The 26,564-nt window shown below is 31.3% G+C and carries 34 protein-coding genes; 3 read left to right on the plus strand and 31 right to left on the minus strand.

Translation table 11 applies throughout. The annotated features are described in order from the left end of the window. Window positions 1–51 precede the first annotated feature (51 nt). The 23 genes from OQK60_RS01240 to OQK60_RS01350 form a co-directional block, all read right to left on the minus strand. Window positions 52–336: a J domain-containing protein gene (locus OQK60_RS01240; RefSeq protein WP_297683281.1), complete on the minus strand. Its 285-nt coding sequence runs from the start codon at window positions 334–336 to the stop codon at window positions 52–54. 6 nt (window positions 337–342) lie between these two features. Next, window positions 343–1,599, minus strand: a complete 1,257-nt coding sequence (locus OQK60_RS01245; protein WP_297683283.1) for a pitrilysin family protein — start codon at window positions 1,597–1,599, stop codon at window positions 343–345. Between the two features lie 46 nt (window positions 1,600–1,645). Continuing rightward, window positions 1,646–2,704: a quinone-dependent dihydroorotate dehydrogenase gene (locus OQK60_RS01250; protein ID WP_297683285.1), complete on the minus strand. Its 1,059-nt coding sequence runs from the start codon at window positions 2,702–2,704 to the stop codon at window positions 1,646–1,648. A gap of 57 nt (window positions 2,705–2,761) precedes the next feature. Continuing rightward, window positions 2,762–3,649: a cation diffusion facilitator family transporter gene (locus tag OQK60_RS01255; protein ID WP_297683287.1), complete on the minus strand. Its 888-nt coding sequence runs from the start codon at window positions 3,647–3,649 to the stop codon at window positions 2,762–2,764. A gap of 10 nt (window positions 3,650–3,659) precedes the next feature. Then, window positions 3,660–3,971, minus strand: coding sequence for a helix-hairpin-helix domain-containing protein (locus OQK60_RS01260; protein WP_297683288.1), 312 nt, complete (start codon window positions 3,969–3,971; stop codon window positions 3,660–3,662). A gap of 35 nt (window positions 3,972–4,006) precedes the next feature. After that, the gene (locus OQK60_RS01265; protein WP_297683290.1) at window positions 4,007–4,498 is read right to left on the minus strand and encodes a hypothetical protein; all 492 of its coding nucleotides are present in this window, start codon (window positions 4,496–4,498) and stop codon (window positions 4,007–4,009) included. Window positions 4,499–4,572: 74 nt separating this feature from the next. Further along, entirely contained in the window at window positions 4,573–4,722 is a 150-nt protein-coding gene (locus tag OQK60_RS01270; RefSeq protein ID WP_297683291.1) for a hypothetical protein, read from the minus strand. Next, the gene (locus OQK60_RS01275; RefSeq protein WP_297683293.1) at window positions 4,722–4,847 is read right to left on the minus strand and encodes a hypothetical protein; all 126 of its coding nucleotides are present in this window, start codon (window positions 4,845–4,847) and stop codon (window positions 4,722–4,724) included. Before OQK60_RS01275 ends, OQK60_RS01270 begins: the two co-directional genes overlap by 1 nt. A gap of 63 nt (window positions 4,848–4,910) precedes the next feature. Then, window positions 4,911–5,267 carry a type II toxin-antitoxin system RelE/ParE family toxin gene (locus OQK60_RS01280; RefSeq protein WP_297683295.1) on the minus strand — a complete coding sequence of 119 codons (357 nt, stop codon included), beginning with the start codon at window positions 5,265–5,267 and terminating at the stop codon, window positions 4,911–4,913. Further along, window positions 5,264–5,536, minus strand: coding sequence for a type II toxin-antitoxin system Phd/YefM family antitoxin (locus tag OQK60_RS01285; RefSeq protein ID WP_297683296.1), 273 nt, complete (start codon window positions 5,534–5,536; stop codon window positions 5,264–5,266). Before OQK60_RS01285 ends, OQK60_RS01280 begins: the two co-directional genes overlap by 4 nt. A 126-nt stretch (window positions 5,537–5,662) precedes the next feature. Next, entirely contained in the window at window positions 5,663–6,298 is a 636-nt protein-coding gene (locus tag OQK60_RS01290) for a hypothetical protein (RefSeq protein WP_297683297.1), read from the minus strand. Between the two features lie 89 nt (window positions 6,299–6,387). Further along, the gene (locus tag OQK60_RS01295) at window positions 6,388–7,140 is read right to left on the minus strand and encodes a group I intron-associated PD-(D/E)XK endonuclease (protein ID WP_297683299.1); all 753 of its coding nucleotides are present in this window, start codon (window positions 7,138–7,140) and stop codon (window positions 6,388–6,390) included. Next, window positions 7,133–8,116 carry a DNA cytosine methyltransferase gene (locus OQK60_RS01300; protein ID WP_297683510.1) on the minus strand — a complete coding sequence of 328 codons (984 nt, stop codon included), beginning with the start codon at window positions 8,114–8,116 and terminating at the stop codon, window positions 7,133–7,135. The genes OQK60_RS01295 and OQK60_RS01300 overlap by 8 nt, the downstream gene beginning before the upstream one ends. 290 nt (window positions 8,117–8,406) lie before the next feature. Further along, entirely contained in the window at window positions 8,407–8,967 is a 561-nt protein-coding gene (locus tag OQK60_RS01305) for a hypothetical protein (RefSeq protein ID WP_297683301.1), read from the minus strand. A 3-nt stretch (window positions 8,968–8,970) separates the two neighbouring features. Next, complete coding sequence (locus OQK60_RS01310; RefSeq protein ID WP_297683303.1) at window positions 8,971–9,315, minus strand: hypothetical protein; 345 nt, start codon at window positions 9,313–9,315, stop codon at window positions 8,971–8,973. Between the two features lie 18 nt (window positions 9,316–9,333). Then, window positions 9,334–10,077 (minus strand): hypothetical protein, encoded by a 744-nt coding sequence (locus OQK60_RS01315; RefSeq protein ID WP_297683305.1) that lies wholly within the window; start codon window positions 10,075–10,077, stop codon window positions 9,334–9,336. Between the two features lie 83 nt (window positions 10,078–10,160). Beyond that, window positions 10,161–11,336, minus strand: coding sequence for a Yip1 family protein (locus OQK60_RS01320; protein WP_297683307.1), 1,176 nt, complete (start codon window positions 11,334–11,336; stop codon window positions 10,161–10,163). Between the two features lie 159 nt (window positions 11,337–11,495). Continuing rightward, window positions 11,496–11,777, minus strand: coding sequence for a hypothetical protein (locus OQK60_RS01325; protein WP_297683308.1), 282 nt, complete (start codon window positions 11,775–11,777; stop codon window positions 11,496–11,498). A 72-nt stretch (window positions 11,778–11,849) separates the two neighbouring features. Continuing rightward, window positions 11,850–12,524 carry a hypothetical protein gene (locus OQK60_RS01330; RefSeq protein WP_297683310.1) on the minus strand — a complete coding sequence of 225 codons (675 nt, stop codon included), beginning with the start codon at window positions 12,522–12,524 and terminating at the stop codon, window positions 11,850–11,852. A gap of 83 nt (window positions 12,525–12,607) precedes the next feature. Beyond that, on the minus strand, window positions 12,608–13,303 hold the full coding sequence (locus OQK60_RS01335; RefSeq protein ID WP_297683312.1) for a hypothetical protein: 696 nt from the start codon (window positions 13,301–13,303) through the stop codon (window positions 12,608–12,610). A 314-nt stretch (window positions 13,304–13,617) separates the two neighbouring features. Then, a complete protein-coding gene (locus OQK60_RS01340; RefSeq protein ID WP_297683314.1) occupies window positions 13,618–13,992 on the minus strand; it encodes a S24 family peptidase in 375 nt (124 codons plus the stop codon). A gap of 165 nt (window positions 13,993–14,157) precedes the next feature. Then, entirely contained in the window at window positions 14,158–16,593 is a 2,436-nt protein-coding gene (locus OQK60_RS01345; protein WP_297683316.1) for an SIR2 family protein, read from the minus strand. Window positions 16,594–16,671: 78 nt separating this feature from the next. Next, on the minus strand, window positions 16,672–17,286 hold the full coding sequence (locus tag OQK60_RS01350; RefSeq protein ID WP_297683318.1) for a transglutaminase family protein: 615 nt from the start codon (window positions 17,284–17,286) through the stop codon (window positions 16,672–16,674). A gap of 302 nt (window positions 17,287–17,588) precedes the next feature. Here OQK60_RS01350 and OQK60_RS01355 point away from each other — a divergent pair, with 302 nt between their 5' ends. Beyond that, window positions 17,589–18,557, plus strand: coding sequence for an integron integrase (locus tag OQK60_RS01355; RefSeq protein WP_297683320.1), 969 nt, complete (start codon window positions 17,589–17,591; stop codon window positions 18,555–18,557). Here OQK60_RS01355 and OQK60_RS01360 read toward each other — a convergent pair whose 3' ends face one another. From OQK60_RS01360 to OQK60_RS01385, 6 genes are read right to left on the minus strand one after another with little or no spacing between them, the layout of a single operon-like run. Beyond that, entirely contained in the window at window positions 18,558–19,136 is a 579-nt protein-coding gene (locus OQK60_RS01360) for an HAD-IB family hydrolase (RefSeq protein ID WP_297683322.1), read from the minus strand. Continuing rightward, window positions 19,133–20,626, minus strand: coding sequence for a glycosyltransferase family 39 protein (locus OQK60_RS01365; RefSeq protein WP_297683324.1), 1,494 nt, complete (start codon window positions 20,624–20,626; stop codon window positions 19,133–19,135). Before OQK60_RS01365 ends, OQK60_RS01360 begins: the two co-directional genes overlap by 4 nt. Beyond that, the gene (locus OQK60_RS01370) at window positions 20,623–21,354 is read right to left on the minus strand and encodes an SDR family oxidoreductase (protein WP_297683326.1); all 732 of its coding nucleotides are present in this window, start codon (window positions 21,352–21,354) and stop codon (window positions 20,623–20,625) included. Before OQK60_RS01370 ends, OQK60_RS01365 begins: the two co-directional genes overlap by 4 nt. Further along, window positions 21,351–22,643 (minus strand): FAD-binding oxidoreductase, encoded by a 1,293-nt coding sequence (locus OQK60_RS01375; protein ID WP_297683328.1) that lies wholly within the window; start codon window positions 22,641–22,643, stop codon window positions 21,351–21,353. The genes OQK60_RS01370 and OQK60_RS01375 overlap by 4 nt, the downstream gene beginning before the upstream one ends. Before the next feature lie 3 nt (window positions 22,644–22,646). Beyond that, window positions 22,647–23,045, minus strand: coding sequence for a GtrA family protein (locus OQK60_RS01380; protein ID WP_297683330.1), 399 nt, complete (start codon window positions 23,043–23,045; stop codon window positions 22,647–22,649). After that, window positions 23,042–23,908 carry a UbiA prenyltransferase family protein gene (locus OQK60_RS01385; protein ID WP_297683332.1) on the minus strand — a complete coding sequence of 289 codons (867 nt, stop codon included), beginning with the start codon at window positions 23,906–23,908 and terminating at the stop codon, window positions 23,042–23,044. Before OQK60_RS01385 ends, OQK60_RS01380 begins: the two co-directional genes overlap by 4 nt. An 80-nt stretch (window positions 23,909–23,988) precedes the next feature. On the opposite strand from OQK60_RS01385, the gene OQK60_RS01390 reads away from it, so the two are divergent. Continuing rightward, a complete protein-coding gene (locus OQK60_RS01390) occupies window positions 23,989–24,549 on the plus strand; it encodes a DJ-1 family glyoxalase III (RefSeq protein ID WP_297683335.1) in 561 nt (186 codons plus the stop codon). A gap of 2 nt (window positions 24,550–24,551) precedes the next feature. On the opposite strand, the gene OQK60_RS01395 is transcribed toward OQK60_RS01390, so the two are convergent. Next, on the minus strand, window positions 24,552–25,100 hold the full coding sequence (locus OQK60_RS01395) for a cytochrome c3 family protein (protein WP_297683337.1): 549 nt from the start codon (window positions 25,098–25,100) through the stop codon (window positions 24,552–24,554). A 98-nt stretch (window positions 25,101–25,198) separates the two neighbouring features. Beyond that, window positions 25,199–26,131, minus strand: a complete 933-nt coding sequence (locus tag OQK60_RS01400; RefSeq protein WP_297683339.1) for a class I SAM-dependent methyltransferase — start codon at window positions 26,129–26,131, stop codon at window positions 25,199–25,201. Window positions 26,132–26,269: 138 nt separating this feature from the next. Between OQK60_RS01400 and OQK60_RS01405 the strand changes: the two genes are divergently transcribed. Next, a complete protein-coding gene (locus OQK60_RS01405; RefSeq protein ID WP_297683341.1) occupies window positions 26,270–26,548 on the plus strand; it encodes a hypothetical protein in 279 nt (92 codons plus the stop codon). Window positions 26,549–26,564: the final 16 nt, after the last annotated feature.

Consider the following 26,564-nt stretch of genomic DNA (forward strand, 5'->3'; position numbering starts at 1 on the left):
ACTTAAAATAGCTATTGTTTATAACATTAAATAACTTTTATGGTTGGTTTACTAGGTGTTCTTTGGTTTATGAAGCCATTCCGTGTCTCCGAGAGAAAATGGGTGCTGATTTGCGAACTCTTCTTTTGTGCATCTAAATTTAAAATTATTTATATAAGCATTTAAAATTTTATACGCTTTATTTATTTCTTGAAATTTTTCAACTGAGCCATCAGGCATGTCTGGGTGGTATTTGCGAGATAGTTTTAAGTATCTTTTTTTTATGTCATCTTTGGTTTCTACACCAATAAGCCCAAGTGTTTCTACGGCTTGTTCAAATTCTGCGTATGTAACCAAAAAAATTTACTCGCCTTTTTTGAGAATCATTGTAGTTGATTTGTTGAAGTCAAAGTACTTATTTGCAACTTCTTTAACTGATTTTTGAGTTACTTTTTCAATGTCTTCTTCGTATGTTAAAAGAGGTTGTAAGTCTCCGCGAACAAGATAACTTCCAAAAAGGTTTGCAACAGAAGTCGAGCTTTCTAGTGAGTAGATAAAATCAGCTTTAGAGTTGATTTTGACTTTGTCTAGTTCAGCTTTGGTTACTTGCTTGTTTTTTATAAGTTCTATCTGCTCAATCAGCTCTTTTTCAACATCTTCAGCTTTTACCCCTGGATTACATGTAGCTAAAAATATAAAAAGACCTGGGTCAATATTTTCCATATTATATGCATATACACTGTTTACAAGATGCTTTTTATCTACTAACTCTTTATATAGTCTTGAGCTTTTTCCAGAGAACAAAATCTCTGAGATGACACTCAGCTCAACCTGATCTTTACTTTTAAAATTAGGAATATGAAAAGTTATGGCTACCATCTCTACTTCAGAGTCCTTATATATAGTCGCTCTTTTTGGTCCATCTTGTTCAGGCTCTACAAATTTAAACTCTGGAATTTTAGTTCCATTTTTAATGCTATCAAACTCTTTTTTAGCTTTTTTAAACACTTCCTTGGGGTCAACATCACCGGTAACCATTAAGATGGCATTGTTTGGCTGATAGTAAGTCTTATGAAAGTCTTTAATATCTTGGAGTGTCCATGTTTGGATATCGTTCATAAAACCGATAGGTGTCCAGTGGTAAGGATGGTATGTATAGGCATTGTTAAACAGTGCAAAGTAAAGATAACCAAGAGGATTGTTCTCTGTTCTCCAGCGTCTCTCTTCTGCAACAACATCTCGCTCAGGTTGGAACTCTTTGTCTTTTAGCTTAAGGTTTTGCATAAGCTCAGCGTAAAGGGATAGTGACTTAGAGAGATTATCTGTGCTTGATTTTATGTAGTAGTGAGTGTAGTCAAAACTAGTCGATGCATTGTTTATACCGCCTATGCCTTTTACCTCTTTGTCAAACTGACCGGCTGGCAAATTCTTTGTAGATTTGAAGTTCATATGCTCCAACATATGAGCTATTCCGGTTTTACCCATAACTTCATTTCTGCTTCCGACTTTGTAAAATATATCTGTGCTTATAACATTAGTTGAGTTCTCTAGAGGGATTACAACTATCTGCAGTCCATTCTTTAGAGTCTTTGTTTCGTACTTTGGTAGTGATGTTGCCATTGCTAAATTTCCTAAAATTAGTATGAGTGCTATGAAAATCTTCATATTATTTTCTATCCGCACCTATAGCTTCAGTGATATTTGAGTATCCGTCAGCTTTTATGAGCTCTGTAAGCTTTTTATTGATGTTCATAATCATGTCAGGACCGTGAAAAACAAGACCGCTTAATATCTGAACAAGTGAAGCACCTGCTTTTATGCGTCTGTATGCTTCTTCTGCTGAATCTATTCCGCCAACAGAAATAAGTGTAGTTTTTCCGTAAAGCTCTTTGGCTATAGCTTCAAATATTTCAAAACTTTTTTGTTTGAGTACTGCACCGCTGAGTCCGCCTTTGTCGTAAGGACTTTTTACAAGCGAGTAGTCAACAGTCGTGTTTGTCGCGATGATACCGTCAGCTCCTTTTTCAACCGCCATAGTCGTAAGTGCTACTGCATCTTCTATCGACATGTCAGGAGCTATTTTTAGTAAAATCGGCTTATCTGTTATGGCTTTTGCCTCTGCAAAAAGTCTAGTGATGAACTCTTCGTTTTGGAGGTCGCGAAGCCCCGGAGTATTTGGTGAAGAGATATTTATGACAAGGTAGTCACCAAGAGCGTGAAGAGCTTTTATGAGAGTTGTGTAGTCGTTTATAGCCTCACTATCAGGCGTTACCTTGTTTTTACCGATATTTACACCGATAGGAGTCGTAAAAGGATAGCGCTGCTTCAATCTCTTTTGTACTTTCAGCAGACCTTCGTTGTTAAAACCCATAGCATTTTGGATAGTTTCTTCTTCTACATGTCGCCACATTCTAGGCTTTGGATTGCCTTCTTGCGCTTTAGGCGTAACTGTACCTATCTCTGTGAAACCAAATCCCAAAACCTGCATACCGCGAATCATAGTAGCGTTTTTATCAAACCCGGCACCGAGTCCGACAGGGTTTAGAAATGTACGACCAAACAGCTCTTGAGTCAAAATATCGTTTGTGACGAAGTGAGACTCTAAAAAAGAGTTAAAAGGAATCTGACAGATGTTAGGAAGTCTAAGTACACATTCCGCTACATGGTGAGCGTTTTCGGGCTGTAGTTTAAATAACAGAGGCTTTATGCTTTGATAGTTTATCATTTAGTTATCTCTTTAGCTTTATATAGTTGAGTGATTATACTGAAAAAAGGTTAAGAGTTAGCAATATTGATCTTTGCAGTGCTGCACTTCAAACTCTAAAGTAGAATGTACAATAGAAAACTGCTCTTTTAGCACTTGCTTCAAATTCTCTTTTATCTCTTGTACATTATTGAAATTTTCAAGCACTACATGGGATTCAAGAGCATTTTTATGTTCATCCAATTGCCAAAGGTGCAGATGATGAATCTCAATAACTCCGTCAATCTCTTGCATCTTTTTAGTAACATCATCTATATTGATGTTTTTAGGAGTGCCTTGCATAAGAATATGAATTGTTTGAGGTAATAGCGTTGCAGCCTGATAGAGAATATATGCCGCAATTATAAGTGTCAATATGGTATCACTCCAATACCACTCATTCATCAAGATAAGAGTACCTGCAACAATTACACCAACGGAAGCTAGTGCATCTGAGAGATTGTGTAAAAAAGCCGCACGCATATTCATGCTGTTTTTTGACATACTGTAGGTCAATATGGCTGTGATAATGTCAACAATAAGCGCAACACTCGCTACTATCACTACCATCCAACCCTCTATGATTTGTGGTTCATATAGACGCCATAATGCTTCATATATCAAGTATATACCAACAATAACAAGGGTCACAAGGTTTATAAGAGTTGCAATTATCTCAGCTCGTTTGTATCCAAAACTTTTAAAATAATCTGCTGGTTTTCTTCCTATCTTGCGTGCTACTAAGGCGATTAAAAGTGAAGCTGCATCACTAAAGTTGTGAAGTGCATCTGCAATAAGAGAGAGACTTCCAGAGATGATACCACCAATGATTTGCGCTAATGTCAAAAGCATATTGATAGCAATCGCCCAGAGTAAACGACTATCGCCCATGTTTTCTAGGTCATGATGGTGGTGGTTATGACTCAAATATCTTTCCTTATGAAAATTTCTTTGCTATCTTCGTAACATTCTCCCTGAAAGTTCGCTTTCGTTCATCTGTGAACTCCCACCATGCTTTAGGTTCTCCTCCCTCCATAAAATCAATGGCTGATATAAATACATCTATGATACATGGATCAAGCTTTTTACCAATCTTTTTACATAGTTTAGCATATAAGTCAAAAGCATCTTTTTTAATTAAAGATTGAGGAGTTTGGATACCAGCCATATTTAGATAGTGAGCCATTTTTTTGCCAATGTTTGGGAGATGCTCTAACTTTGATACTGTTTTACGATTAGGATTTTTCATTTATCAGAAGCTCCATATTTGTATATTTAAACTGTTTATTTACCGTATTTTTCTTTTCTTGCTCTCATAAAATCTTCCACTTCTTTGGCGTATTTTTCTTTTCGTTCTTTTTTAATTTTTTCTAGTTCTTTTTTGAGGCGCTCTTTGTTCTTTTTAGCTTGTTCTTCTTTTAAAAGCAAGTTGTCTTTTAGTGATTGCATAGAATGGTCTCTGTGAATATTTTTTCTAATATTTTGATTAATTATGGAAAAAATCAATACAGGCAGAAGCGACATTGATAAAAAAAGCCAGCTAAAACATGTATCTCCACAAGTAAAAGCAAAATAAATTAAATATAAAAAAAACAGCGTCGGGACTAGAGACACGATGGCTAAAAGAATATATGGTGAATATTTTTTATTTTTGTCTTTCAAATATTTTATAATTCTTAAACTAATCAAAAATGGTATAAGATGTATCCATAAAAACAGAGCCAAAAATATAAAAATAGCGCTGAAATATATAATTTTGTCTGAATCGAGTTCCATTTATTATCTTATATTAGTAGATAGGAGGTATTATATATTTAAGAAGCTTAAATATATAAGGCTTTATGTAAACTTTAATATACTTCTTTTATATGAGCAATTCTGATAAGCGTTATGACTAAAATATCATTCTCTTTTATCTTTAAATAAAGTAGTTTTTGGTTTTTTGAGTCTATTTTCTCTAGCTCTTTAAAGGCAGCTTTTGGAATAATGATTTTGAACATCAATTAAGACCAAGTCTTTGTGCTACCTCTTCAAGTGAATAAACTTCAGTTTTTCCAGCCTTTAGTTCATCAATTCTTTTGTCAGAAATCATTTCATCTATACGAATATTGATTGCTTTTTTCATAATGTTGTCAACCGCGGTGTTAAAATAGGCAATAATAAAGCAAATAAGTGACCGCTAAGTAACTTATTTGCTCCTATGATTTGTTAGCATATGTCCTCTTAGTAGTTTTTGTAATAACAACTCTTCTACATTTTGTCTTGAATCAAAAATAGCCATAATATAAACAGTGTCATTTTCAATTTTGTACATTATTCTGTAAGGTTGTGCAATCAGTTCTCTATAAATAGTTATACCTTCTTTTAGAAGTTCAGGAACCACTCTGCCTCTTAAAGAAAAAAAGTTGCTAGATTGTGCTTTTTCTTTTATTTGTTCATAAATTTTTCTTGCAGCACTTAAATTATCTTTTTTGATATAATCAACAATATTTAAAAGGTCTTCTTTTGCATTTGAAGTCCATTTAATTTTATAAATTTTACTCATTTACTAAGGAGTTCTTCAACAGAGTTAAAAACATCTTCTTCAGCATGAAGATTTCCACTTCTAATATCTTCTTCTGCAAATGAAAGAAGCTTCATTATAGCGAGAGCATTTTTCATATCTTCATAACTTTTTGGATCTTGTATAACAGCTTTAGCTTCACCATTTTGTGTGATTATCATAGGTCTATGAGTTTCATTGATATATTTTAGAACATCAGCTGCTCTACTTTTTAGATAGGTAACAGGCTTTATATCATTTACAATTTGCATAAAATCTCCTTCAGTCCTTTTATTGTACCAAATTAAGACTTAATATGCAAATGTGATGTTAACGTTTAAGGAGAGCAATATGAAACCGCTTGGGGTTTCATATTGGCTCCTGCGTTTTGTTAGACATTATTTCATACCGCATTCATGTTTCATTTTGTCAAAAATAACTATGAAATCATTTATTAAGTTGCGTGGGAATAATGTATAGTTAATTGTTTTTAATTCACTTTTATCTGTAACTAAATCTCTATTTTTTATATTCATAATCTCATCGAACTTAGTTATATTATCTCTGAGTTTTTTTGGTATGTCTACTTCTAATGTAATTTCTAATTCTTTTTGATTTTTACAATGAAATGTTAAATCGAGATCTTTTTTCATTTTATTTCGTATTGTTCTTATCATTATTAGTCCACGAATAATACTAGGTTGAGATAAATAGTTTATACAAGAATTGTTTAGTTCTGAATAATTTCCATTAGCTAGTCCTGTCATAAATTTTGTAAAATCATTTGAAATAGTGCCTTTAAACTCGTAAGCCAACTTACTAATAACAAAGTCAATTAGTTCTCTTGATATAAAAAAACTTTCTTTTATTATTGAAGTAAGCTTATGGTCGTTTTGTAAATTATCATATGAACCAACTAAACTATTTAATAAGTCTTCTGGTAAGTCTATTTCTAATTTAAATGATTCTATTTTTTGATAACATTCTTTTAGCATTTCCAGTCTGATTTCATATTTTGTAAGTTGTTGTCTCATTCAGTTCTTTCCTAATGGTGTCTAACGGTCGACTTGAACTGTAAATTTTCAGAGAAAATTTATTAGTTCCAAGGTTTTGTTATAACTTTTTAGTCTGAAGCAGTTAATTCTTTGATTACATCCCAATTTTCTTTATAATGGGGAATATCAGTTAATTTTACTTTTTGGCAATCTTCTAAACTTAATGAATCTGCCCAAGGCATTGGAACGATATAGCATATTCCAACTTGTTTATCTACAGCAACATAAATATCACAATCTTCGGATGTAATCCGCTGTCCTATGTTTGTTGCATGAGTGTGGTCTATACCTTGTCCACCTCTGTCTCTGTCTTTAAAGCTAATATTGCTTCCTGTACTAATTCCTTTAATTTGTACTCTCAAGAGTTTATTATTGTAATCAATGATTGCATCATAGCGACTACTACGGACATCAACACTACTGCAATTAAATCCTGCAAGTATTGCACGAGCAACAAAAATAAACTCAGCACTATCTCCAGCATTTGCTGTCATAACACCACTCTCTATATCATTTATATTTACAGGAAATCCATTGGTCATAGCAATATATAATGATTTTTCAATAATATGTTTTAGTTCAGTTTTGATAAACTTAAATTTTTGTTGTTTTTCATCAGATACCTTTGATGCAATTTCTTCTATATTTAAATTTGCTAATTCTTGTAAATCTAAATCTTCTGCAATTTCTGAAAAGAACTTCATACTGTAGAATTTTTTCAATTGAGCTTCAGTCAATCCATGTGAAAGAGCAATTTCTTTTACTTTGCTTTTCACATAATTTTTATCTATTAATTCTTGTACTAATTCATTTTCATCCATATTTAAGAGCTTCCTTGATTTTTTTTGCAATTGCTTCAATTACAGGGACTGTAACAGAATTACCAATTTGTTTGTATATATGTGAATTTGCAAGTTTATCACTTAAAATAAAATTATCGTCATAACCTTGAAATCTAGCACATTCTCTTGGTGTTAATTTTCTAATATCTTTATCGTCAATTATTAATGGAACATTATGACCACCGGTACCCATGTTTGCTGTTAAGGTTGGACAAAGTTTACTTTTATTTTCTCTAACATAAACTCTTCTCCATTGATAAATAGTATCTCTATTTTTCATTTCTTCTTTTAATTGCTTATAGTATCTACTATTTGTATAATAAAATTTTTCTTCTACTTCATTGTCTATTAAATCTTCTATTTTTTTAGTTAATTTTTTTGGCTTAGGAAATTCAAAATTATTAAATACTTTTTCATCCTTAAAGCCAACAATATATATTCTTTCTCTATTTTGCGGCGTATTTCCATATTCAGAACTATTTAATACTTTATTTTTGACATGAAAGCCTCTGTCTTCCAGTTCTTTCAATATTCTTTTAAAGGTGTTTCCTTTATCGTGTCCTTGTAAGTTTTTTACATTCTCTAAAAATATAATTTTTGGTTCCAAGTCATCAATAAATCTTAATATCTCAAAAAATAAATTTCCTCTGTCATCTTCAAATCCTTTTCTGTGACCAGCTACAGAAAATGCTTGACATGGAAATCCACCTGTCAATATATCAATTTTTTCAACTTCACTTGTTTTTAAATCTTTTAAATCTTTTTCAAATAATTTGTGCTTGTGATTTGCTTTATAAGTTATAGCAGCATTTTTATCTATTTCATTAGCCCATGAAATATCAAAACCGACTTTTTTAAAACCTAATTCAATTCCACCAATGCCTGCAAATAGACCACCTAAAGTTAGTTTTTTAACTTCTTGTTTTCTAATATTTGAACTAATTATTTTTGTCATACTTCTATTTTCAGCATCAAAATTGAATAACATTTGTGAATCAATCATCTTTGTCATGTAATATCCTTTTTGTGCCTACTATATCCTTAATTTTGATATTTTGTAATAAATATGACAATTTGCAATATTTATTTTATTTGTATATTTTATCTTTTTTTTCTTGAATAGTCTGTTAAGAAAATCAACTGTATATAAAAAGCTAATATGCTTTAAATAATTTTTGTGGTTATAACGTTTATCGTGAGCGATAATTTTCCCGCAGGGTAAATTATTGCGTCTCCTCGTACTTGTTATGTTCTTTTTACAGCGTAACTGCCATTGCCAAGGCTAAACAGCCTACTTTTTGAAATATCAGATTGACTCTGTTCATGGAACTGCTCAATTATTTCTTTAGTGTTTTTTAGTATCACTTCTGCATTTTTAATAGTACAAAATTTATCTATATGTGATGATAGATTTAACATAGCACCTTTTGTATTATTTTGTGGATTCTTGACCTTTTTTATAACTTGTTCACTATGTCCATGAACAATAAGGTCTCTAAATTGAAATAATGGAGTGATGATTGAGAATATATCATTATTAAAGTCGATATCTAAATGAATAATTTCAGCAAGCTTTTTTACTTTAGTTTTAAAGCAAGGGTGCTCATCTGAATCCCATTTATTCCACTCTTCATTTTGCTCAATAAATCCTTGATGATTTATATATGCTTCTAGACTAAAAGCACAAAATGAGATACATGAAACTAAATTATAAAATTGCCCCTCGTTATTTAATTTTGCACTATCAAAAAGAAACTCTGCCGTTTTATAATGATTTACAAATGTATTATGATTAAAGTAATCCATCTATTAGTTGTCTTTCATTAAAATTTTATAGATAGCTTTATCAAAATTCTCTGTTGTTGAACCATTTATTTTGTCATATTCTTCAGTCTGTTGACATATATTAATCATAACTTCTAATTTTGTCAAACCTTTTAAGTTGTGATTTCTATTTTCAGGCTTTATATTTTTAGCTAATTCTTCCATCCTATCATACATTGCTATTCCAAAAGATGGAAAGTCGCTTTCTTTATCGTTAATAAGTAATATGCATTCTTCTTTGATATTATTTTCACCTACATTTCTGATTAAGCTGGTTGCACCAACTAATAAGGCTAATAAAATTACAATTACTACAGCTATTTTCTTCATTAGTGCTCCTATGATTTGTTATGTGTAATTGTGCTTTATATTTAAATTTATATTAATATTATTCTTTTTTAGCCATTTTTCTAATTCCGTGTTAAATTCTTCATAAATACTAATAATATCTGAAACTCGCAAGTAGTCATTTTTATAGGGAAGTTTTAACATTTTCGTATTTAACTCTTCCTTGTCAAGTCCCTGTAAAAGAACTAGTTGGTTTTCTGGAGCACAATTAGTTTGCTTAAAACACCAATGGCTACCAAAATCATTAAGCATAAAATATTTTTTTGTGTCCAATTGAATAATAATCTCAAATAATCGTTTTGGAAAAAATGGATTATAAATTATATCGTTGTTAACCTCATTAAACCATTGCCAATGTAATTCTTTAGTTTTAAACTGATGAGTAATATATTTCGTACTTTCTAAATTTAGTAATGAATTATAATTAATTATAGAGAATGGTATAAAACTGCTTAATAATATTTTATCTTCTTTTTTAGATAGTAGAGTAGATGAATTGTAATTTTTTTGCATATAATTTAAATATTCTATAATTAATTTTAATTGTTCTTTTAATACTTCATTTTCTAGTCTGCTTTTTTGCCATTGAGAATAAGAAATATATGCCAAAATTAAAGTCACAACGATTGCATTAGTTCCAACAAGAGGCATTAAAAGTTTTTCAGGAATTAAACAATAAAAATAATATTCAAAGAATATTATTGATATTGACAGAAAAATTAAAAAAATTAATGTTTTTTTCATACAACCTCTTATTTTTTATACATAACGTTTATCGTGAGCAATACTAAACCGCTTTAGGTTTAGTATTACGCTCCTCGTATTTGTTATATCTTATTCTCTATTTCAAGCGTGTGATAACTACACATGATTTTCCAACCGCGGTCTTGATTACTACGATATCTTTCATATAATCTAAATTGTATTTTGTCTTTATCTATTTTAATGTGACTGATATAGTACCCTCTACCCGCCACTATAATTACATTTTTTGGAAGTTTTATATGGACTTCTTTTATAAAGTCTCCATTTTTTGAGAACTTCCATAAAATAATTTTAGATGAGTCATCGATTGATGTTCTAAATATATATTTATTTTCATTTGTTGAAAAAGTAGTTCCTATAAAATGTTGGCTAAATTCAATGGTCTCTGCTTTAACCGTATGTGATGTATTGTTGACATCAAACACGAAACTATCGCTATTAGTTTTTATACTATGATCACCATATTGAGTTGTCCACTTTTCATATTCATCCTTTTCACGCTTGTCAGATTTATCAGATGGACACACTGATTCTTCACTACTAAACAATAGTTTGCTGTTAACATCATATGTATCTTTTTCCCATCCCCAAGATTTATTATAAATTGAATCCTTGGGATAAATTATATTAAGCTCATCTGAGAATTTCAAACAAGCTTTTAATCTTTTTATTGTTCTTTGATAGTTGTCATTTTTTAAAATAATATCATCACCATCTAAATTTCCAATATAACGTGAAGAAGCATTTTTACTTATATGGTTACTTGTAAAATAAAGTTTATTTGATTGTAGATTTTTTGTAAATATTTTTTCTGTTCCACATTTCAATATTGTTTTTGCTTCTTGTTCCTTGTAGGTATTAAATACAAATACTAAACCCCAAACAACTAAAATTGTCAATAGAATTCCTGCAATTATCTTTGTTCGTTTTTTTATTTTAGGACTTCCATATTTTATTTTGAAATAAAAATAGATACTCCATGCAGAAATGTACCAAATCAATGGAATAGCAGGTGCCCATCCACCTAAAACTATAGAACCATGCATTTGCAATGCATCTCCTTGGAGCATAACAATTACATAAACCATTTCCTTTAAAACATATGGTATTAATAGTACAGCTAAAGCCCATTTTACTTTTGTTTTGCCAGATACTAATTTTGAAAAAATAATTAAAATAACTGGTAATAAAGCAATAATATATTTAAGGAAAACTCCTACTAAAAGTCCTGTTCTCATTTAAATCCTTTTGATATAACGGTCGAGTACAAAAATATGTTACCAGCTTTTGTGCTTGATTAAATTTTACAATGGGAACTAAATATCTTTAGTTCTTGAAATTTTTTTCGGCTGTGGTAACATATTTTTGTTGCTACGATTTGTTAATGGTCTTTATGTTTACTCTCTTTGCATCTTTTCCCATCTATTATTACAATAAGAACATTTACCATTATAAATATCTATTTCCATATCTTCATAACTGATTGGTTCCTCACAGTTTGGACACTCATACATAAGAAAGTCTGATATTCCTTCTTCTAGTGTATACTCCTGTTTTTCACTCAAAGTATCTATTCCTTTGTCAATAGCAAGTTTTGCTATACCTTTTGCCGCACTATCATCTATTTTATCAAGAATACTTTCTAAGTATTCTATTAATCCATCTTGTCTTTTTATCATATTTTGCTCCATTAACGTTTAAGGAGAGCAATAGTTTTCCCGCTAGGGTAAACTATTGGCTCCTGCGTTTTGTTAGTCTGGATTATAAGTAAGAAAAACACCTACACCAGTAGCAACTAAACTTAATATACTTACGATAAACGACCATAGTTCATAATTAGTTCGTTTAATATCCTCTTTTAGTATTATTTTTGTTTTTGGAAATAGTTTACCATCTTGATATTTTTGAAATGATGAATGTAAAATATATACCATTATCAGTGGAGCTAATGAAAATATATACATTTCCTTAGCTATTAAAAAAATGAAAATCATTGAAAATATACCAGTAAATATACCGTTTAAACTAGCAAAATGTTTAGAAAAATTTGTATACCATGGTTTTTTCTTTTCTAAAAAGGAGTTTACTTGCTCTATTTTCCCTAGAAACCAAGCTTCATCATGTGCATGTATTTGATAGTCTGAAACAGTTTTTCTAAAGCTTAAAAAAATTCCTCTATCTATTGTATTATCTTGTGTCCAACCTTTTACACTACATGTTAGACCATCTATCTCATTTGGTAATTCTTGTGAAAACAAATCATCTAAGTTATCTGCTCTTATCTGCACATCATCATGGTGTATACTAAATTCAAATGCATGAGTATGTTCAGGAATACCTTCTATTAGTATTTTCATTAACGATTTTACATCATCAAGTTTTAAAAGTACTACAGGAGTATCTATAATTTTTCTATATTCTTTCAATTTGTTCCTTTGTAGACTAACGTTTGAGTTGAGAAATATTTGAGCCGCAGGGCCAAATATTTCTCTCCAAGGTTTTGTTATCTTTACTCCTCAGCAACATCTATAATTTCTCCATCTTCAGTTATCTGAGGTAAAAGGTTCTCTTGATTAGCACTTGAAATAGTATTCAGTAAAGGAAGGTTGTTTCCTTTAATATTAATATTGACTGTCAAGCTAAAAAGTCCTTTTAATTCCTTGAGTAGTACTTTAGCTTTAGGTTCTAGATTGGAATAAATATTTAATTCAAATAAAGATCCTAAAATACCTTTCATTGATGTGATGTCTTGGTTAAGTTCTTGCGTTAATTTTTCTAAAATCTTATTTATTTTAATAGTTTGTTTCTCGTCAAATATATTTGAAGTATTAATTTTATCTTTTATACTATTTAGTAATGAATTTATTTCAGTTAATTCATCTTCAGTTACATCATAAATAATTGTATTAAAATGGTTATCAAAAGAGTCATTATGTGAAACAAATATAATTTCTTTGTAAATTTGTTGTAGATATCCTCTGAGGTTAGGAAGTTGATCACTTGATTTTAAGCTTTTTAAATATTTACTGCATATTTCAAGGTCATATTTTTGACAAAATATTTTTATAATTCCTATCATCTTTATCATATCAATTTCATTAATTTTTCCTGACATTACAGATTCCATATTTGTTTCAAGGTAGGTTTCTAAATGCTTGACAGGCTCTTCCATATTTGTTAAGTCTTTAAATTCTTTTATTGTCATATTTAATATTTCCTTTTAGTAAGATAACGGTCAAGCCGAGCGATACTCTGAGAAACAGTATAGCAAACTTTAGTTTGCGGTACTGATACGATAGAGTTGGAAGAGTGTTCGCTCCAGCGACTTGTTATCCGAAGCCGTAAGGCGGAGGAAAACAAGAACTTACTCGGCTTGACCGTTCATCCCTCGCCGTTGGCGAGAGATGAACGTTTGAGGAGAGCAATAGTTTTCCGCTCGCGGTAAACTATTGGCTCCTGTGTTTTGTTATGTTTACTTTTAAAATTAAAAACCCACATAGAGTAGCGTCTATAACATCATTAAAAAGTACTAAAAGATAAAACTACTTTAGCTACAACACGTACTTCGACTTCATTGTAAACTAAATGTGAAAATGCTTTATTGATGGAGACGAATGTCATACCAGTATTTTCTTGCTTAGCTTGTTTTATCCACATGCTATTATTTTGATAGACGAGATAAATTCCTTGATCCTGTACTACTCTTTGGGAGAGATCAGCCACAACCAAGGCACGGTCTTTAATAACAGGTTGCATAGATTTACCATCTACCTTTATTACAAAAAGCGACTCTTTATTTACGGATTCAGGTAGTAGATCCATAGAAAATTTTAAAACTTTTTTTTCGTTTTTTCCACCAAGAACATCCACATATTCAAGAATAACAAGGGACAAATTAATCCTTATTTTTTAATTATTAACAGATGTGTAACTATATCATTTGATTTCAATATAACGTTTAAAATGAGCCGATGAATTGCCGGCAGGTAATTTATTGGCTCCACTGTTTTGTTATGCTTTTAAAATTCCATATCGGTAAACTGATAATAAATATATCTGTTAAATATTCTCTAAAATTTCGTTTAGTTTTTGATGACAGTAATCCATTCTATTGCTTTCAGTAAAGTATCCTTTATGTAAACCATCTAGCTTTTTGGCCATATCTTGAACATATGATTTAAAATGGCTTTTATTTTTATTAGATAGTTTTGTATACTTTTCTTGAAAATAATCATTATACACTTCTACTTGTCTATATTTATATTGGTCATCATATAAGTTGGTTAATAGTTTATGTGCTTTTTTAAAATACTCCATACTTTTATTTTGGTCATGCTCTCTTAGTGAAAGTTGAATCCATAATCTTGACTGTTGAGCATCTAAATATGATGTGTCATAACCTTCATAAGCCTTTGCATAAGCAGTATCTAAACAATTTTGAGCATTATTAAAATCATCTATTGCTATCCTTGCCATTGCATATTGAAGCCAAAAATGAGGAGTTTTTTCTAGTCTATCAATACGAGTTTTTAATTGCTCATAGTATCTTATCAACATATTTGTCTTATTTTCATTAGGTAGAGAGCGTTCAATAAAAGAAAATTTAAGTAATGCCCTATAAATACTTGATTCAATATTTCCATTAGAACGTAAATTTTGGAATTTTTCTGCGACATCTAATAATTTATTTATTGTATATAGCCCTTTAAAGTGATTTTTTAATAAGTTTCTAGCATATAATGATGACTTTGTTAGAATCTTACTATTCTTTGATGGAAACAATTGAATAAAATCAGGATTTTGAGTTAACTCTGAACTAAAAATTGCATTAGATAAAGAAACTTCGGAAATAAGACTAAATGTTAAAGGTTGATTCATAATTTCCAATATACATATAGCTAAAATTGTATCTTGGTATTCCTTATTTTTAAAAAGATTTACTAATAGGTTATCAATCCTTGATTTCATTTGAGGTGCATTAAGAATATTTAGTAATGTATGAGAAATTTGTTTTTTATTTTTTTGTTCAATTATTTCAACTTTTTTCTCAGTTGAAAGACCTGCTTGCTCACCCCATAATGCAGCATTTTCCAAAATATCAGAAAAAGATATAACTTCTTCATGAGATAAAATATCAATATTTAGCTCTAATGAATTTTGAATAATTTGAAAATCATCATAGTAATGTCCATGATTTGAACTTCTAGTACTTAAAATTATTTTTATATTATCTGAGTTAATCAAGGTAATATACTTAATAATATCTAAAGAATTTTCATAATTATCAATAATAATATATATTTTTTTATTCAGTGATAACAATTTATCAATATCTTCACTGTAGTTTCCTTCAATATTATTCAGCATAAATACTGATTTACCATTAATAGTTAAGAGTGAAGCCAATTCATTTAAAAATACACTTTTCCCATTACCAAAATCACTTAAGATTGTTAAGCAATTTGTATCTTTTAAAAGTTCAATAGCCTGAGTAAGACCTTGTCTTATTATTAAATAAGGCAAATGTTGTATTCCAGTCATAGCATCATTTACATAATTATTATCTAACTTTCCATGTAATAAAAATTCTAAAATATCCTTATCTTCAATCTCTTCTGTATTATTTTCTAATTCAAAAGCATTAAAACAATCTAACCAAAATTCATGCTCAACTTTTTTAGGCATATTTTGAATTAGTTCTTTTGCAAAGCCATCTGTTCCAATAGTATATACTTTCCCAAATTCAGAAAGTTCAAATAGAGATTTCTTCGAGCTATCTTCATGAGTGATAAAAAATGTTTTTTCTTTAAAATGTTTGGATTCAAATAATATTTTTTGAATTTCAATATCATATAAAGAATATCCTACGAATACAATTGCTGAAGCCTTTTCTAAATCCTTTTTAAATGAATAGAACCAATTAGAATTTAAAAAAGAATCAGCTGATAGATAAGAAGCTGTTGATAATTTAAAACTTTCAGGAATCTCATCACTATTCAAAGAAGCAATATTACCGTTAATTTGAACACATATATTTTTCTTTTTATAATATACTTTTGGGTCTTCATTGAGAGTAATACATTCTCCAATTAATCCATTTGCTCTTAGTCCTAGCTCTATTGAATTGTCATAGTTTGTTGTATAAATTCTTCTCCATGGAATAGAACAAATATCTTTATGCGATTGATGAATACTTTTTAATGTATATTGTTCTTTTAAAAGTTCAATTAATTCAATATCATTTTTTATTCTTAAAAAATAATTTGCAGAAAATTTTAAATCACCTTCTCCATCAAATTTACCTTTTTCTGCAATTAGTTTAGCTAGCTCACTGGCTCTTGGAGGTTCTTTGCCTACTATATTTGTTGCATTACTTGAAAATCCTGCACCAGTAAATAATATTGAATTACTAGAAGATATTTTTTGTAATACTTCTTCTAAATTATCATTTGAATTAGTCAATTCTAAAACATTAATTTTTTTTATTTCTTCCATGTAACTACCCCTTATAGTTTAAATTTTAGTTTTTTATCTTGTGTAGCATAACGTTTATCGTGAGCAATAATTTTCCCGCTAGGGTAAATTATTGGTCTCCTCGTTCTTGTTATCTGTTTTAGCAAGTTCAATATCAGGAAAATTATTTATCATCTCATCATAAGTTTTAAATTTTTCTAATGTTTGAACTATTATTTCTAATGGTTTTTCATATATCTTTGGTAAATTAAATTCATTTTCTCCTAATTCAAATGCTAATTTTTCAATAGGTGGATTAAATTGTGCATTTACACCTTCTTTGTTTCCTCTTGAATCTACTTTATACCAACCATAATCTTTTAGATATATTGCATTTAATCCATGCAGACAAAAGATATCCTCTTTGTATTCACCACAGCTTAGCCTTTGATAACAAAATCCCGTAGGGATATAATTAGCTCTCAGTAAAGCTGCCAATAAGTGACTTTTTGCATAACACCATCCGGTTTTATATTTTAATACATCACTTGCTTTGCATGTGGTGGTATTATCTTTATAATCTCCAGTATGATTTATATTATCTCGTACATATTCAAAACAATTTTTTGCTATTTCTACATCTGCTTTACAATCAGTTGATAAACTCATTGCTAGTTTTTGTATGTCTTGATTTGAATAATCTATAATATTCGTTTCTTCTAAAAACTTTGTCATTTTTTTGATACTCCCATTTTCAGATAACTATTTATTGATGCCCATTGTAGTGAATACTACCTTAAATAACATTATTAATAACATAAAAAAATGTCCTATTAAAATTAAAGAAACATCTAAATTTATCAAATTATATGACAAATTGACATATTTTTAATTTGTTTTGCTTTTTTGCTCTATTATCCTTAAAAATAAAATGTCTTTTTATTACGAAATTAGCCGTTATTTAGACAAACTATTGCGTTATTTGTGTAATAATTCATTAAAAGGACATAGTGTCCCTTAAGTGATAGGAGTTAATTATGGAAATTAAAAAAAAATTACTTGATATTGTTCGTGATAAAATTAGGTTTAAGCATTATAGTATTTCCACGGAGAAAACTTATATTTATTGGATAAAGCATTACATATTATTTCATGACAAAAAGCACCCAAGAGAGATGGGAAAAGTGGAAATAGAACAATATTTAACTTCTTTGGCAGTTGAAAATAAAGTTGCACCTGCTACACAAAATCAGGCATTTTCTGCAATTTTATTTTTATACAAAGAAGTTTTAGGTGTAGATTTAAGCAATGAAAATATTCAAGCTTTAAGAGCCCAAGAAAGAAAACACATACCTGTAGTTTTAACAAAAGAAGAAGTTTTAAACGTGATTGAAAATATTACAGGTATATATCAACTTATAGTTACACTTATGTATGGTTGTGGGCTTAGGATGAGTGAGGTACTAAATTTAAGAGTTAAAGATATTGATATGGGATTTGATAAAGTTTATGTTTGGGATTCTAAATCGCTTAAAGATAGAACTGTTCCATTGCCTCAAAAGTTAAAGCAAAGATTATCAGTGCAAATTGAAGCTGTTGTAGAATTACATAAAAAAGATATAAATAACGGTTATGGAACTGTGTATATGCCTTTTGCCTTAGAAAAAAAATATCCAAAATCAAAAAGTGAAACAAAATGGCAATATTTATTTCCAATGACAAAAGTTTCTAAGGATCCCAAAAGTCAAGTTGTACGAAGGCATCATGTCCATCCAAAAACATTAGGTAGAAATATAAAGCAAGCTTCTCAAAAAGCAAATTTAAATAAACGAGTAACTTCGCATATCTTTAGACACTCTTATGCTACTCATTTGTTACAAGCGGGGATAGATTTGAGAAGTATTCAAGAGTTACTGGGGCACAAAAGTGTTGAAACTACTATGATTTATACACATGTTGTTTCAGAGATGAATAAGGCTAAAGTCATAAGTCCTTTAGATTTTTAATTAGTACCTAACAGCCTTATCAGCCATAGCTAACATCTCTGTATCGCCTGAACTGTCACCGTAGGCATATATGGTCTCATAATCTTCTACATGTAGCAGTTCTTTTACTCGGTTTTCTTTCTCTTTTCCGTGGCAGTTAGGAGTTAAAAACCTGCCTGTAAATTTGCCGTCTTTAAACTCTAATTGAGTTGATAAAAGCTCGATGTTGTTTTTATCACACCAAGGCTGCAGCCAGCACTTCATAGAAGCTGAGACTATAATGATTCTATCGCCATTTTGTCGATGTTTTTCTAGTATTGCTAATCTGTCTTTTCTCATTATTTGGTCTAGTTTTGTTAGAGAGAAGTTTTTTGCAATGGCTTTGAAGTTTTTCTCATCTACGCCTTTAAAAAATATTCTAAAAAGGTGTTCTTTTGCTACGCCGTTGTTCATCAGTTTTGTTTGCCATAAAATGAAGTATGGGATAAACTTAAGCGTGTTTAGAATGTACTTTTTTCTGCTGACACTATGTTTTAAAAACTCATCAAGTGAATCTTTTGAAGTTAGTGTTCCGTCAAAATCAAACAGTGCTAGATTCATTTGCTCTCATCATCATTATAGTATCTGTCATTAAAGTAACATTCACCCACAGGAAGCCAATCGGGTATGTTGTAAAACTTCTCTTTTTGCACATCTAGGTAAAAAGTCTTATATTTTTCGTAGTCAAACTTTTTACATGTAGCTATATAAAAATCAGCTTTTGCAATTTCTGTTTTTTTAACTTTGAACGAGCCGCAAACTTGTTTTAATTCCCTCTCGTTTATAGGTTTTTTATTGAAAAATATAATGTTTTTGTCTGAAAGAGTTCTCACATCCAGCAGTTTGTCATCCATTCTTCCATATTTGGATGTGCTAAAAAGAACCGTAAGGTCTTTGTTGCAGTGGTGAGAGAGAACCGCAGCAGTAGAGTAACTAGAAGTAAAAATCCTATCATCACTAAGTTTATCCAGCTCTTTACAAACTTCCTCAGGCTGTGTGTACATAACTATATCTGAATACTTTTTATGGTTTTCTAATAGTGATGTCGGAATCAGTAAAATGCTCATAAGTATAGCTATATGGATAAAAGTAAAAATAGCATTGTATTTGAAAAGTTTGTTTAGGCTTTTTTCATGCACAAAGGTAAAAAGTAAGAACATGTACGGAGTGAAAAGCAAGAACCAGTGCAGACCTATTTTATTTTTAAGTGAAACAATAAAAAACAGTAAAAATGCTACTGCCAAGATAGACACCAGAAGTCTTTTTAGCGGTTTTCTCTTTGTGAACTGAGTTTTAAACAGATAGTATAATCCCCAAGGTGTGAAGATGTATATTATCATCCCAAAGTAGCCAAGAACAGTTTTATAGTTATATGCATTGTTTTCAGTTCTTGCAAAGAAGTTGAACATTATATTGTTCCAGCAACTGTTATAGTTGAAGTAGAGGTTCTGTGCTACAAAGAGCAGTATGAGCAGAGTAACAACAACTACAGTTTTAGTAGCTTTTCTTTTGTACATGTAAAACGAAAATATAAGCAGTGAGAACATAAGAAATACTGCAAAATACTTACTTAAAAATGCAGCACCTAAAAAGATGCCTGCAAGCAGGGCATACCTGAACCACTCTTTTTTTTCTAAAGAGTAAAGCAAAAACATAGTTCCAAGTGAGCTAAAAAGAAGCAGAGCGATGTCGTTTGTCATAAGTGCTAAAAGCAAGTCAACCGGCGAAGCTAAAAAGACAAGTGCCGTATAGTATGCTTTTGAAGGGCGTACTTTATAAAGCAGGGCGATCTTGTAAATAACCCAGGCAACAACAAATGTCGTAGCAATAGGAAACATCCTGAAAAATATATGCGAGTCGTTTACATAACTCATCAGGTAAATCAGCCATCCAACCATAGGAGGATGATCGTAATAACCCTGATTTAGATTGTCTGCCCATTTGATAAAGTATGCTTCATCTCCCGTAAGAGGAAGCAGCGATAAAATAACAATCTTAAAGAGAAAGATTGCAATGAGGATATTGACCTCTTTTTTGTAGTATTCTCTCATATACTCATTTTCTTAAACATAAACTCTGGAATATGTTTGATAATAAGCATAACAAGCATCCAGATTGATTTTGTGTAAAGTATGTTTCTTCCGCTTTGTTGTGCTTTGTAAATGTCGTTTGCAACATCTTCAGGCTCGGCTGTTAGTTTCTCAGGAAGATCAAGGTGCTCAGTCATCTTAGTGTTAACAAAGCCCGGTTTTACAGTAAGGACTTGTACTCCGCTCTCATGTAGTCTGTTTCTAAGACCACCTAAGTATGCAGTAAATGCAGCTTTAGCACTTCCGTAGATATAGTTGGCTTTTCTGCCACGGTCACCTGCAACAGAACTGACACCAACAATAAAACCGCGTCTTTCAGTTTCAAAATCATTAGCAATAATATTTAAGATGCTGACCGCACCTGTATAGTTAACATTGATAGTTTGTAAAGACTCATTCCAATCTTTTTGAGCTAGTTTTTGCTCGACCATGTAGCCTGAAACTACTACTACGCCAAGAGGTTTTTCTTCAAGCTCTGAGTAAAACTTTTCATGCGTTTCATATGAAGTAATATCAAACTCTTTAAGCTTAACTTCTACACCGCTTCTAACTTCGATGTCTTGTTGTAAATCTTCGAGTTCTTCGGACTTTCTAGCTGCCAGATAAAGGTTGTAACCGTTCTTTGCATATACTCTTGCCACTTCTTTTGCTATATCGCTTTTTGCGCCGATTATCAGAACATAACTCATATTTGTACCCTTTTTGATTGTAATGATTGCAGTTTTTCACTCATATTATTCTCTCTTCTGAACTCTCTAAATTTCTCAATTCGTGGATAACCATGCTCAAAAGTTTCTTTGCTTACCCGTACATCTTTTGTGAGGTAAATACGACCGCCGTATTTGAGAACTATCTCATCTAAAGTATCCAGCAGTTCAAACAGACCTTCTTCTATTTTAAAGTCAAGCGCCAAAGAGTAACCCTCTATCGGAAAAGAAAGATAGTTATCGTTTTCTTTGCCATATAGTTTTAAAACAGCCAAAAATGAGCCTTTTCCGGAGTTTGAAATCTTTGTAAGAATCTCTTGCAGACCTTCGTAACTGTTCTCTTTTGGCAGTATAAACTGATACTGAGTAAAGCCGTTTTTACCATATATACGGTTCCAGTTCCCGATGGCATCAAGCGGATAAAAAAATGAGTCTATGCCTACTTTTTGTTTAGATATTCCGTTTGGAGCTTTCGCGTAGTAGAGCCAGTTGAAAGCTTTTACACTCAGAGTGTTTAGAGCAAATGATGGGAAGTTAAACGGTATGCTCAACTTCTTTTTGCTTTTATACTCCAAGTCGCCATCATCGGCAAAATCACCTACCATCAGCAGACACTTTCCGATGTTCTCATCTTTAGCCAGACAGTCTATCCATGCGACTGAGTAGGGTAACTCTTTGTTGTTCTCAAAAGCCTCAAAAGTCTCTTTTAGGTTTTTTGTTTTTATAGTTGTCTGTTTTATGAACTGTGAGTTTATCTTTTTAAGAGATATCTTTGCAGTTAGTATAACACCTGTCAGTCCCATACCGCCACATGTAGCTTTGAAAAGTTCATCGCCTTTTTTACATGTAGTAGTCTCGCCATCAGGAAGCATGATTGTAAACTCTTTTACGCATTCGCTAAAACAGCCCTCTATATGATGGTTTTTGCCATGAACATCAGAGGCAATCGCACCGCCGACTGTTATGAGCTTAGTTCCAGGTGTTACTTTTAAAAACCAACCGCGTTTTACAACTGAATCAAGTATCTCGCTTAGAAGTACGCCGGCTTGACATGTCAATATGCCGTTTTTCTCATTAAAGTCTAAAAAGTTGTTATATGGTTTTACATGTACTATATTTTCGTTTATTGCAGAGTCGCCGTAGCTTCTGCCGTTTCCAAATGGGATAAACTCGTAAGTATTTGACATGTAGCTATTTAAAGAAGTCACATCTCTTAGAGAAAATTTTTGGTTTTTGATTTTAGGGTACATTCCCCAACTAATTAAACTCATAATTTAATCCTTTTTACCATCAGTAAATACAAATGTTTTATCTAAGAAGTATTTTACTACATAACCTATGCTAAGACCAAGAACAGCTCCTGCATATTTGGCATTTTCACTCGCGAACATGTTGTCAAACCAAATCTCAAAACCCCAAAATATAAAAGTAGTAAAAACTCCCATAAGAGAGTACAAGATGAACTTCTTACCATCATCTTTTTTGCTTTTTGGAGTATGAAAGAAGATATATTTTTTATCCAGCACATATTTTAAAACAAGTCCTGCAACCGTACCTACAAACATAGCTACATACAGAGATATAAAGCCATCATAAACTAAAAAAGTAAGATACTGAAACAGTATGTTTACAATAGTCGATATTATAGCGAAGAGGGCGTATCTAAAAATCATATAAACTTAACAATCATGATAAAACTTATAAGCCAAAAGGCAATAGTGAGCTTCATAAACATATCTCTGATAACTACTTTTGTAGGAGAGCCGCTGTTTTGTTCTACAAAAGTAATCTGCATATATCTTAAAACACCAAGGATGACAAAGAATGAAGTCAGATAAAGGTAATGAGAACCAAGTCTGGCTATTACTTCAGCAGAGATAGTGTACTGGATGTAACTGACAATGACGACTCCCGCCATAAGAACCATAGCAGCATTTACAAACTCTAAGTTGTAGCCGTCTATATTTTTTCGTGTTTCTTGACCTTCTAAGGAGAGAAGTACATCATCTCTGCGTTTTGCAAGAGCTAAAAAGATAGCAAGTAAAAATGTCATAAGAATAATCCACATCGACAGCTCAATGTCTGTAACTGCAGAGCCTGCAAAAAGACGCAATACAAATCCTGTTGCTATTATGAATATATCTAAAATAGAGATGTGTTTTAGTTTTAGTGAATAGGCAATATTTAAAATAAAGTATGCAAAAAGAACAAGAAAAAGATCAAAGTTAAAAACAAAAGATATGAAAAGTGAAGACAGTGCTAAAAGTGCTATAAGCATCTTTGCAGTTTTGGCTGATACGGCTCCGCTTGCAAGAGGGCGATACTTCTTCTTTGGATGCGCTCTGTCTTCATTTATGTCCATAAGGTCGTTAAAGATATAGATACTGCTTGCAAGAATAGAAAATAAAATAAATGCTACTAAAGTATTGAGATTATTTTCAAGATTTGAAAAAGAGAACGAGAAGAGCAGGGGCATAAAAATAAATAGATTTTTTATGTATTGATGAACTCTAAAGAGTTTAAAAATTTCTCTCAATTACTTCCCCTGATAAAATTTAAAGTAGATTATATCATTTTAAGTATAAAATGGGATGAATAAATTACTTAGGAGCAATTATGAGTAGAGTTTTAGTACCACTTGCAAGAGGATTTGAAGAGATAGAAGCAGTTAGCATAATAGATGTTCTTAGACGCGCAGATATAGAGGTTTTAGTGGCTTCTTTAGATGAAAATAGAGCGGTAAAAGGTGCTAACGGTATCACTGTTATGAGCGATATGCATGTAAAAGATGTTGGAGCTGATGAGCTTGATATGATAGTTTTACCTGGCGGTGTTGAGGGAACTTATGCTCTGGCTGAGGATGCAAATGTTATTAAAATACTTCAAGAGATGGATTCAAAAGGTAAAAATATCGGAGCAATTTGTGCAGCACCATATGCACTAAATAAAGCTGGTGTGTTAAAGCAAAATTATACATGTTACCCGTCATTTGAAGAGTATATAAAAGATGATGGATATATGGGAGATAAGGCTATGGTTGTTGAAGATGGCAATGTTATGACATCTCGCGGACCTGCTACTGCTATCTGCTTTGCACTTCAAATAGTTAAAAAGTTAAAAGGCGAAGAGACTTACCTGATGCTAAAAGGCGGATTATTAGCTGATTTTTGTGAATAATTCTATCTGTCATGACATGTGAAACAAAGTGCACTGTTAGTATTGCTATGTCTAAGGTAGTTTTTATTGGTTTTATTGTGAACACTATGACAACTGATACAGACAACTTTTCCATTAGCAAGAAGATCACTTATTTTAGTTGCATCGTTCCACTCATGAAGTTGAGTGTTTTTGCTTCTTAAGCTTGATTTTCCCTCGATATACTCAGCATAAATTGGGTGACCATTTTCACGATTTATTGTAACAGAGGATTTGTGAAGCACATTTTTTGCATTCACACCATCGTGACAACTAAGGCACAGACCTGATGATTTAATTGGCGTATAGTTTTCATCTACTTCCAAATCAGACCCAGCTGTAACTATATTTTCTATTAAAAATTTATAATTGAGTGCAAAATAACCTGAATATTCGCGTAAAAATGATAAATGGCAAGTTTTACAACCATCACTATTTAAATCTTTGCCTCTTATGTCAATATCGTGCGGGTTATCCACAACTGCTGCAGAAACTAATGTTTTTAGTAGTAAAAGTATATATATTTTATGCATATTTCACCTGCCTAAAATTAGATGTCTTACACATTATACACAATTTTATATTAATTTCTATTATTTATTAATTTTTAAGTGAAAATAATTAATTACATTCAAAATAATTTATCAGATGTTTTTCTTTGAAAAACCAGATTTTTTAGTGATTTTTCTTCATTTTCACTGGCAAACTCTTTAACATTTTCAAGTCGTTTGACAAACTTGAAACTAGGTGCGAGTTCATTTATGAGCTTTATTATAAAGTCTGCATCCAAATCGGGTGAGTTTAAACATGCCAAAAGCGTGCAATTTTCTGCTGCAATTTGGGGCAATTTCATGATAAGTTTTCTATAATCTTTAGTAGCTTCGAAACTTCCTTTTTGAAAAGTTGGTGGGTCTATGATGATTAGGTCATAGGGACCTTTTTTCTTGATGCGAGAGAATGATTTTAGTATGTTGTATGGCAAGAAACCAACACCTTTTGTATCTATGTCGTTTAAATGATGATTTGCTCGTCCTGTGCTTAGTGCTCCCTTGCTCATATCTATGTTTGATACACTCTTTGCTCCGCCAAGTTTTGCAGCAATACTAAACGCACATGTATATGAAAAAAGATTTAAAACACTTTTGTCTTTTGCATTGGCTCTTATGAACTCTCTACCGTTTTTCATGTCAGGAAAGTATCCGCTGTTACGGTTTGAGAGAAGATTAAGTTTTAGCTTCATGCCGTTTTCAACTACATGTAGATTTTCTTCAAGCTCCCCGGCTATCACTTCACTCGTTGTTCCTTTTATGTATCTTCTTTGAAGAACTATAGTCTTGTGCCTAGTTTTAGAGATAAAATATATCAACATGTCAATCAGTTCAGCTTCAAGAGTCGGCTCCATCTCAAAGTAAAGAGCCACACTCAGTATATCATCTATAGAGTCAATTGTTAGATGCTTCCATTCATCATATAGCCCGCCGCGACCGTGAAAAAGTCTTTTAAACTCGTTAGTAAGTTCTTTGGAGTTTTCTTGCAAGTGTGTTTGTATATCGTTTATAGTCAAAGTAATTCTTTTATTTGTTTAATTTATATGAAATAATAGCAAATAAATATCAAAAATACTTATTTAATAAAGGATATTTTTATATTAACAAAGTATAACTTCAAAATATTTAATATTTATAATAAACATAGGATAACAATGAGTATTTCTTCTGAACATATAAACATTGAGAATAACACTAAGCAGGCCTTGCTGAAAACTTTAAACAACATAGGTGATGATTCGATTGCGGCCACTATTATGGAGCTATCTAAGTCTTACTCATCTAAACTTATAACATTTCAAGATATTATGGATAAGATTGATTCTATTTTGTATGGTGAAGACGGAGGAGAGGCAACTCTTGCAATGCTTCAATCAGTTGAAGATTTTAAGAGAGAGTTTTCTATTTCTTATTTAGATGCACAAAAAAGTTAAGACTACAGCTTTATAG

The sequence above is a fragment of the Sulfurimonas sp. genome (assembly GCF_026196735.1).
Classification (GTDB): Bacteria; Campylobacterota; Campylobacteria; order Campylobacterales; family Sulfurimonadaceae; genus Sulfurimonas.